This is a genomic window from Bacteroidia bacterium (assembly GCA_019695265.1).
Lineage (GTDB): Bacteria > Bacteroidota > Bacteroidia > JAIBAJ01 > JAIBAJ01 > JAIBAJ01.
The window spans coordinates 1-10,193 of the sequence record JAIBAJ010000121.1 but is presented as its reverse complement, the minus strand read 5'-3'; the positions used below and the strand labels follow the sequence as shown (position 1 = coordinate 10,193).

The window sequence follows — 10,193 nt, the reverse complement described above, 5'->3', positions numbered from 1 at the left end:
TACAACATGATTTTTTTTATCGCTTTTTAGTGGTCAATTTGAACCGGATTCAGGTGGTCAATTTAAACCGGACTGAGGTGGTCAAGTTGAACCGGACTGAGGTGGTCAAGTTCACCGGATTTTCCAGGGTGGTATCTGATTCTCCACCTTGCGGGTAAGCCCCAGCCATTGATGCATACAATTCACCATGATAAAACTCCAAATCAAAAATTTGGAAGATTCCTAGTAAGCAATAAGCATCATTTTTTAAATCAAGGCCAGACCACTGCTCCCCATCCCATCGGGCAATACCGCATGTTGGAAAGCCATTATTACCCCCAATGAAGGTAAAGCTACCAGCGGCATATAAATATTGACCATCTGGATCAATAACTATTGACCATACATCCCCCAATGCACCTGTATCCAAATCATTCCATTTTTCACCATCCCAACGAGCAATGTTAAATGGATTTCCTGTCTGGCTATTGTTAAAGACTCCTCCAACATATAATTCGTCTTTATAAATTTCCATATCGTATATTCTAGCATAGTCTCCCCAGAGTCCTCCATTCATGGAATGGATTGAATTCCCATCCCAATAGGCCATCAGATTGAATGGTTGTGATCCATAGTTATTGGGTCCTCCTAGGTATAAGTTTCCATTGTGCTGTATCATGGAGGTCACCTTTCTGTCGGGCGGATTAACTTGAAAACTAGGGAAGGTGGAAATATTATTGCCATTCCAGATATTAAAAAAATCATATCCAGGATTTGGGGTATCACCAGTTAATGAAATCCCAATTGATAAATCATTTTGATATTCGCACATTGAATACAACATTCCTCCATAATTTGAATTCTCTCCAAAAAGAGCTACCGCTGTGTCACCATTCCATTTGATATAACCCCGTGTGGAAATCGAATCATAAATATATGAACCGTCCCAACCGAAAATAATTAGATTTTCATTCCATATATACAATTTTTGGTATCCTGAACCATTGGTCTGGGTTTCAAACGGAAACAGACTCCATTGTTGGGACAATGAACTACCCCAAGTAAATAGCAAAATCAAGGATAAGAGAGTCTTTTTCAATTTATTTAGAGATTATAAGTTTTCCCGATGACAACTTTCTAGACGGGGTATAGGCCCTATAAATATAAATTCCTTGGGTCAATGAAGAAATATCAATACTAATTTTTGTATATTCAGGCAATAAGTTTATGGAAAGAATTTTTTCCCCTAAAATGTTAAACAATTCCAACACACCATATTCCTTTTCTTGAAGAGAATATTCTAGCATTGCCCTATCCTTGGCCGGATTCGGATACAAATTTGAAGAGTAACTATACTTTTCCTCATCATTATTTTGAATAATTTCTTCCAAACGCTCCTCTGAAAAAGGAAAAGCTATATTCATTGAATCACAAAAGTCCTCGTTAAAGACAAGTCTTCTTACATTTTGTGCCAAAGTTGTAACAATGGAATATGGATAGGATTTATGCGCCAATGTATTAATAAATGCATTTTGGGTACTGTCCATTTCAAACCAACTTAGGCTGTCCCGGAGCAAAGATAGGCGAATTTCCATAAATGCCTTCCAGTCTTCTTCCGGTTGTGAAGTGGGTGAAAAATTTTCCAACAGACTTGAAGATTTTTCCAAGCTGTCGATACCCATATACGTGGAAACCAAAGGCAAGACCCTTTCAAAACTATTATCATTGATGGAATCCATGAAATCCAGTGCCAATCTAAGGGAATCGGCAGTTATTAATTCCTGTATGTATTCCGAGGCCATTTGACGACCTTGGTCCTTGGATGCCATTATGTCCAATTCAACCCTGGTCGGTGTATTGTAATGCCGCCCTCGCCCTCGTTTGCAACGAGGGCGGTTGAGAAATTGGTCTCTGACCGATATTATTATCATTCATCCCTGAATTTTTGTAATTTTTACTAATCCTTTACCTGCTACTCCAGGTGTTCCTTTTTCTCCTAAATGGGCTGCGGCTAAATCAAGTTTGAAAATTGGGAGTTAGGGGTTTATGTTGTAAAGATGCTAAAAAGTTCCTTCCAACTGGAAGAGAACTACTTTGATTTGGTGGGGACCGATTGCTTAGCGGTTCAGGTTACAAACCTGAATCAGCAGGAGACGATAGTTGGCGTAAAAAACGCCTTTCTCGACCGCCCCCGTTGCAAACGTGGGCGAGTGGGGGGGGTCGGGCTTTACGTTCCAATCTTTTTGCTCGTACCTCGACAAAAAGGATTTCCACTGCAATCCCTAACCCGGGTGCTTTCTAAAGAGAGTGGTGCGGGAATTGGCGTTGGTGCTTTCTATATCTATTCCAATACCCTATTCAAAAATTGGCGACAAATTAGAATTAAAAAGCAAGTTAATTAGCTATTTTCAAACTCATTATTCACCTGCACACCACCAACCTTTCCCGTTTATTTCCTATAGCCACTATATAAACCCCATTGCTTAAAGTACGAATATCAATTTCCTCATCCTTTCGAATGTTTTTGGAAAGCAGATGTGCACCTGAAAGTGAATAAATGGAAATGGAAACTGGGGCTTTGTTTTTGAAAGCTATGGTGTTTTGGGCAGGGTTGGGGTAGAATTGAAAATGATCTAATTCCTTTTCATAAATGCCAATGCTTGTGTCTAATTCGATTACGCTGACGTCGTCGATGAAGTAGTAGCTGAAACTTTGATAATTAGAACCAGAATTAATTGTAGAGGTATCACTATTTTCAGTATCAAAGAAGTTACCTATAATAATATAATTTTCCCCCCCCCCTGCTTCAAAAGTATCCTGAACCAATGTCCACGATTCCAGATTTGTTAGAGGGTTTTCCATCGAGTTATTTACTATTTGTGGAATTGAGTTATAGAGATTTGTTGTAAACATAGGTAATCCATCAGTTATTAACGCCGCTAATCGGGATGTTGCATACTTAAACGTATCTGCTGGGCTTACATAGAAAGAAACTAGATATTTTTTTCTATTTACTAAAGGGCTTATAAATCGAGAAATTAAATATTCTCTAATGTTAGGTTCAAATGATTTATAAGTGATTATACCGGCGAAAGCATTGCCCTCTTTGGCATACTGGAATCCATGATAACACTTAGGAACACCAAAGACAGGGAATGGCCACCACTCATCTTCTGAAATAGAACAAGAGTTAAAATAATCTGGGGAGCCAAAGAATGAAGTATCATTCCAATAAGGTAACTTTGGAAATGCAAAATATCCTTCGCTGTTATTGGTGGGACAAGTAATATATTCTTCGAATCCATGATTCTGTAACAAATTATCTTGTCCGAAAGATGAACCCCAAACAAAACAGATATATATCCACCAGAACCGTTTCATTATTTCAAAATCACGATTTTAGATATTAACTTCATTTCTCCACCTACGAGTACCTTTACTAAAAATGAACCGTTTGCAAGATCATTTGAGTTTATGGTACACTTATTTGAAGAGAAGCTTATATCACTATTAAATACTAAATGACCTGTTAAATCTAAAATTAACAATTTTGCAGATTGTAATTGTTCGTCCTTTGAGGGAAAATATTCTAAGGTAAATGTGCCCTTATTAGGGTTGGGGTATAGTCTGTAATCATCAATTTGTGGAACTGTTCCTTGATGTATAATTTCCTCTCGTTTTAATTCGGAAGGAGGAATAGGCGAAGCTTCGCATTCATTAAACCCTGCAAAATTAGGCAAAGTATCCACTTCCAATAAAGCCGAACGAGCCATATATACTCCAAAACCTTCTTCGTTAGGACAAAGTTCAGCAATAGCCCTTAAAGTAACAATTTCGTTGCTGTCTATTCCTGAACTATCAAGAATATTTTCAGTCAATATATTAAGCACCTCAAGCCAATTTTCTTCCGTTTTGTTTACCGGAGTTAGTGTACTTAAGGCATCGGCATAATCTGATATGTCGGCAAGGGTTTTTCCATCGGATTCATTGGTCAATAATGCCGATGCCCGATGTAGTATACCCATGTTGGAATCATGACAACTGTCGTAAAATACCTTCAGCGTAGTGTCGCTTTGCAAAATGCTGTCGTTTTCCATCAGCGAATATAAGCCATATTTTGACATCCACTTTTCGTTGATATCTCGGTGGCTTGTCCTTATGGTGTCATTTAATACTTCTCTCACCATGTTTTAATAACCATTTACCATTGAGACCTTAAAGGAAGGTGAAGTGAAAATGGATGGGCATGATAGGAAATTACCTGCACACCACCAACTTCTCTCTTCTGTTTCCCACTGCTACAAAATATACACCATTAGGCAACTGGCCTATATCTATTGGCTCTTCTTTTTTTATAGCTTGGGTAAGCATCAAAGAGCCCGAAAGAGAATAGATGGATACTGAGACAGAAGCTTTGTTGTTTATTGTAATTGAGTTCTGTGCTGGATTTGGAAAGACTTGAAAATGAAAAAAACTGCTTTCATTGATTCCTGTGCTTGTGTCTAATTCGATTACGCTTACGTCGTCGATGTAGTAATATGCAAAAAACTTATAATTGTCGGAAGAATCAACTATCGCAATATCGCTACTGTCTTTATTGAAGAAATTTCCGATTGTAATGTAATTTTCCCCCCCACCTGCTTCGAATGTGTCGCATACTAAAACCCATAAACTTTTATCTGTCAACTGGTTTGTTGTATTATTATTTTGAATTTGAGGAATGTAATCACATAAATTTGTTGTGTATAAAGGTGGTTCCTTTGTGAGTAAAGCTCCTAATTTAGAAGTTGAGAATCTGAAACTATCTGCAAGACTCACATAAAAGGAAACAATATATTTCGTTCTGGTCGTCATAGGGTGAAGCAAATTAGCGACTACATATTCCCTAACATTAGGATCGAGAAACGGAAATGTAATAATCCCTGCGTAAGCATTACCAGTATGGGCTTGCTGAAAACCACATGCATTAGTTGGAATTCCAAACGGAGGATAAGAAATCCAAGGCCAATTTGGATTTACAGGCCCGCAAACATTAAAATAATCTGCTGTGCCATACAATAATCCGTTGTCGTTCCAAGAAGGGACATCAGCCCCAACTTCAGCCTGATCTAATGGACAATTGAAATATTCTTCAAACCCTGAGTTTGGAACCAAATTAACATTTTGTGATTTAACGCAATCACAGAATACAGGTACACACAATAAAATAATCCATCTCATTTCAAAATGGTAATTTTATAGTTGACAGGAGTGGTCATCACACCGCTGATTCTGATAAAATATGTGCCCGATAAAAATTGTCCCAATTCCAAACTCGTCTTTGATTTTGAATATTCCAAAGGCACGTCAAGAATTTTCTGACCAGCAATCGTAAAGATTTCTGCTCTCCCATTGATTTGCTGTAATATTGAGTATTCAATAGTTAGAAGATTGTCCGTTGGATTTGGATATAATTTACAGCTTGAGGTAGTATTTGAAGTTGAAATAGTTTCTTCTCTTCTTAGTTCCGAAGGTGGCAAAGGAGAAGCTTCACATTCATTGAACCCAGTAAAATTGGGCAATGTATCTGCATCTAATAAGGCCGAACGAGCCATATATACTCCAAAACCTTCTTCATTAGGACAAAGTTCAGCAATAGCCCTTAAAGTAACAACTTCGCTGCTATCTATTCCTGAGCTATCGAGGGCATTTCCAGAAACGATATTAAGCACTGCAAGCCAGTTTTCCTCTGTGTTGTTTACCGGAGTTAGTGTACTTAACGTATCGGCATAATCTGCAATATCCGCAAGGGCTTTCCCATCGGGCTGTCGGGTAAGCAATACCGACGCCCGGTGCAGTATGCCCATGTTCGACACATGGCAACTGTCATAAAATGCCTTTAGAGTAGTGTCGCTTTGCAAAATACTATCATTTTCCATCAGCGAATATAGGCCATATTTCGACATCCACTTTTCATTGATATCTCGGTGGCTTGTCCTTATGGTATCGTTTAATACTATTCTCGCCATACTTTTGTACTCATTTTCCTGCGAAACCATAAAGGAGGGAGAAGTGAAGATAGAGGGGCAGGATAGAAAGCTACCTGAAGTAGAAATGAATGGAATAGAAAAAAAAGCTACCCCTCCTTGTGTTACATTACTTGTTGCAGAAGGCATATAAGGTAATAAGGAGGATTGCACATAAAATGGCGAACTATTTCCATTGTAAGTAGGTTGATTGAGGTCATCATCATAAACCACAGTTGCAAAATTATCCGAGTTGCCCCAAGTGTAGCTGGCATCCCATGTGTTGTCCCAAGGGTATCCGCTGGAACCTTGTGGGCCAATTTTATTGATAAATAACCCGGTTTGGTTATTTCCCATTTCATTAGCACCCAACACTTCAAAGGGGGTGTTGTCGCCTAGCAGCAATAGGCCTCTACCTATATCCTTTACATCGTTACACAACAAAAAATTGGTAGTTCCCAAATCTTGCCGTATGCCACTTTCCCACCATTCAGGGTTGCCATCATGGGCGTGGATTTCGTTATGCTGTAACACAAGCCGTGAGCAGTTTTGCAAATATATACCCGATAGACCATTGTTATCAGAAATGGCTTTTCTGTGGGTGATGGTGTTATTACTTACAAAGGCAGAACTGCTAAGCGTTGAAATATTTATTCGTCCTTGAATATTGGATAACCAGATTCCACTATAAGCCTCAGAAATCGTATTGTTTTCAATTTGTAAATCCTGGTTATTGGATACAGTTTCGAAAACAGAAATTCCACCTCCCGAACTAGGGTTATTATTGCTGCAATCAATGGTATTACCGATGATTTTTGTCTTTTTCCTATTGTTTCCATAACTCACTATGGCCCAACCTGTGCCTTGGCTGTGTCTATTGTTGGTGATTTCAATCGTATTATTGCTATCCCAACCCCTGTAAGGATAAATCCCCACCCCGGAAATTTGCTTAAAATCATTTCCATCCGCCTGAAATAAACTTGGGCCATTGTGAAGAATTCCAAAAGCTAAATCACTAAATTCATTTGTTAGAACTTTCAATTTGCTTCGGGTATTTGAATAAACACCAAAGAGCGACCTTTTAAAAATATTTTTATTCCCAATTGTACCATCTCCAATGGTAACAACCGTATATTTTCCAGCATTGATTGCCATATAAGAGGACGTGTTGCTAGAATAGGGCGGCAGCAGGTTGGCGGCTGCACTGTTAGCCCAATTTAAATTACAAGTAAAGGTACTGTTTAAAATGGGATTAAAGGTATAATCTGTTGCGCTAAAGGTACTTGTATTCTCCAACGTTACATGGACATAATTTTTATTGAGGTGGGCTTGGTTCAAATTAAGGTTACATTTTTTACAATAAATGGCATTTTTAGCATCCTCAACTATGGCGTTTTGAATAATTGAAATTTTTTCATAGCTATTGTCTGCCGAAATACTTTCCCACATTTGGCTACACCCATGTAATCGGCTATTATCAGTAACCTTAAATTCTACTGGGTCGGATTGGGTACCTTCCAAAGTGATTCTAGCACCTTCAAGCAATACTATTTCTTGTTGATTGAAGAATGTAAAATTGTTGTTTATGATGAAATTACCACTAATTACTATGGAATTTTCAGATACTGCACTACCCAAAGACGAGGAATGCATATTATCTATGAATCGAACCGGCCCGGTAAAGGTTCGTGAAAAGCAACAAGTGTTTATTAAAACATTTAGCTCAAAGGTACAACCAGAGGCATCTTCAATAACGACAGGATAACTTCCCGAAAAAAGCCCGGTTTCAGTTAGACTATTTCCACCACTTGGCCACTGGATGGTATATGGAGGAGTGCCCCCTGTTGGGAAAAGGGTAGCCGAGGCTGGAAGTTCACAAGGCTTTTCAGTATTAACTTCTGTTGAATAGGTCGCAGAAAGGTTATTTATGGACACCTCTACCTGATCCGAATTCGTGCTAGTACAACCATAGGCATCCGTTACCGTCAAGCTATAAATAGTTGCGGATGAAGGAGAAGCAATAGGGTTTGAAATGGTGGAATTAGAAAGTCCAGTTGAAGGTGACCATGAATAGTTTAAACCACCAGAACCTGAAAGTTGCACACTACCGTTTTGACAAATGGTAATATCAGAGCCTGCATTAGCAACAGGCAGTTGATGCACAGTTACGGTCACATTATCAGTATTAGAGCAACCCAAAATGGTGTTGGTACTTGTCAATGTGTATGTTGTGGTAGCTGTAGGTGAAACACTTGGATTAGCTAAAGTAGAAAAAGCTGCTGAGTTTCCAATAGTCCATGAATAGGTTGTGAAGCCTGCACTTGTTGCTCCAAGTTGAGTGGATTCTCCAATACAAATATCTCGATCACTACCGGCATTGGCTTCAAACAACCCATACACCTCGGTATGTAACGTCGAACTACCTACACATTGATGCCCATCGGTATAGGTATAGGTAATAGCATGGTCTCCAATTCCGGCATCAGTTGGTGAAAAAACATCACCTGATATTCCAGATCCTGAGAAATTCCCTCCTGCCGGGCTACCGGTGAGATTGACATTTGGGGAGTTAAGACAATAATGGGAATTAAGGCCTGAAAAGGAAGTCTGGGGAGTGGGGAAAATAACAATATCATTGGATTGTAGAACACATCCATTTTCATCAATAATTTTAAGATAATAGGTTCCATCCGAAAAAATATTTAAGCTAGAAGTGGTTTCGTTGTTTATTAATAAATCATCTCTATACCAATTATATGAATTTATCTGATTTTGATTTCCACTGGCTAAAACTAAAGAAATTCCATCTTCATAACAAATCGGATCTGCCAAACCGGCAGAAATTGAAACTGAAGTATTTTCATAATATGAAATCTGAACATTATTGGTCACCGTTGTACATCCAACTCCAAAGTCTAAAATTGCAAAGTATGTTCCAACATTTTCAACAATTAAACTTGAATTAGTTTCATTAGGAATTAAATCATTGTTGAAATACCATGAAACTGCACTTACTGATCCTGGCAGAAAATCCAAATTGAGGACTTTACTGTCGCCGTTGCAAATTAAATTACTACCTGTTGGAAAAAGAGAATTGTTTGGAGCACTATAATAATTAATATTTACATTATTAGAATTTGCAGAACATCCATTGTCGTCAGTTACTTTTACATAATAGGTTCCTTGTAAATTTGCAGAATAAGAATTCAAATGTTCATTTAGAATTTGAATTCCGTCTTTAAACCATTCATATGTATAGTTTGAATTATTTGTTGTTTCCATAAGAACATTTTGTTCCGGACAATAAGTTCCACTTGGATCAGGGATAATTGCAATTGTAGGTGCTTCTAATATAACAACATTAACTATATTAGTTCTTTCAGTGCAACCATTTTCATTAGTTACATCAACATAATAAGAACCAGAACTTGAAACTATAACAGATTGACTAGTTTCACCTGTATTCCAAACATAATTTAATCCTTGGCTACTAGTTAAGGTTACAATTCCCCCATTACAAAACTCAATCGGACCGGATGCCCGCGCTCGCCCTCGTTTGCAACGAGGGCGGTTGAGAAATTGGTCTCTGACCGATATTATTATCATTCATGCTTGGATTTTTGTAATTTTTCCATTTCCATCATTAATAATCCACCGCACAGCTATATAGATATTCATGCTGCTACTACACAATCATTTGTCTTGCATCAAAACAATGAATTACTATGATAAGGTAGAAAATATTCCAATTCCTGATTAGCTATTTTATATTTATCGCCACTCAAAATTAAGTTTAGTTAATATTCAAAAGTAGGAATAAAACAATTGCAAAAAACTGTTTTATTGGCGTAAAAAACTCCTTTCTCGACCGCCCTCGTTACAAACGTGGGCGAGCGGTCGTTCCTCTTCTATTTCTAAATGGCGCATTTACCAATGTTATTCCCGGTTTTAACCAATCTAAACATTTAAAAAGCATTTGGACTATTTATAAATTAAAATCGGCATTGGAGGTTCAGGTCGCAAACCTAAACCAGCTTGCCCCCTCGCTTCTTACTAAAATTTTGTTCGATGGTAAGCAGTTTGGGTTTGCACCCCGGGCAACGACAGTTTGTCTAAAAAGCCCTCCTTTTTGTAACTTACTGATTGTTAATAACTTACCCGATAATAAATTCACAATACATTGATTTTCAGTATATTTATGCATGAAAT

The 10,193-nt window shown here is 37.9% G+C and carries 7 protein-coding genes; all 7 read right to left on the bottom strand.

Annotated features, from left to right (window positions below):
• Positions 1 to 49: 49 nt before the first annotated feature.
• Positions 50 to 1,078 carry a hypothetical protein gene (locus tag K1X82_13475; GenBank protein MBX7183116.1) on the bottom strand — a complete coding sequence of 343 codons (1,029 nt, stop codon included), beginning with the start codon at positions 1,076 to 1,078 and terminating at the stop codon, positions 50 to 52.
• A gap of 1 nt (position 1,079) precedes the next feature.
• Complete coding sequence (locus tag K1X82_13470; protein ID MBX7183115.1) at positions 1,080 to 1,808, bottom strand: T9SS type A sorting domain-containing protein; 729 nt, start codon at positions 1,806 to 1,808, stop codon at positions 1,080 to 1,082.
• A gap of 592 nt (positions 1,809 to 2,400) precedes the next feature.
• Complete coding sequence (locus K1X82_13465; GenBank protein ID MBX7183114.1) at positions 2,401 to 3,360, bottom strand: T9SS type A sorting domain-containing protein; 960 nt, start codon at positions 3,358 to 3,360, stop codon at positions 2,401 to 2,403.
• Complete coding sequence (locus tag K1X82_13460) at positions 3,360 to 4,166, bottom strand: T9SS type A sorting domain-containing protein (GenBank protein ID MBX7183113.1); 807 nt, start codon at positions 4,164 to 4,166, stop codon at positions 3,360 to 3,362. The genes K1X82_13465 and K1X82_13460 overlap by 1 nt, the downstream gene beginning before the upstream one ends.
• Positions 4,167 to 4,236: 70 nt before the next feature.
• Positions 4,237 to 5,199 (bottom strand): T9SS type A sorting domain-containing protein, encoded by a 963-nt coding sequence (locus tag K1X82_13455; protein MBX7183112.1) that lies wholly within the window; start codon positions 5,197 to 5,199, stop codon positions 4,237 to 4,239.
• Complete coding sequence (locus K1X82_13450; protein MBX7183111.1) at positions 5,196 to 9,590, bottom strand: T9SS type A sorting domain-containing protein; 4,395 nt, start codon at positions 9,588 to 9,590, stop codon at positions 5,196 to 5,198. Before K1X82_13450 ends, K1X82_13455 begins: the two co-directional genes overlap by 4 nt.
• A gap of 406 nt (positions 9,591 to 9,996) precedes the next feature.
• On the bottom strand, positions 9,997 to 10,193 hold a 197-nt coding region (locus K1X82_13445; GenBank protein ID MBX7183110.1), incomplete at its 5' end, for a hypothetical protein.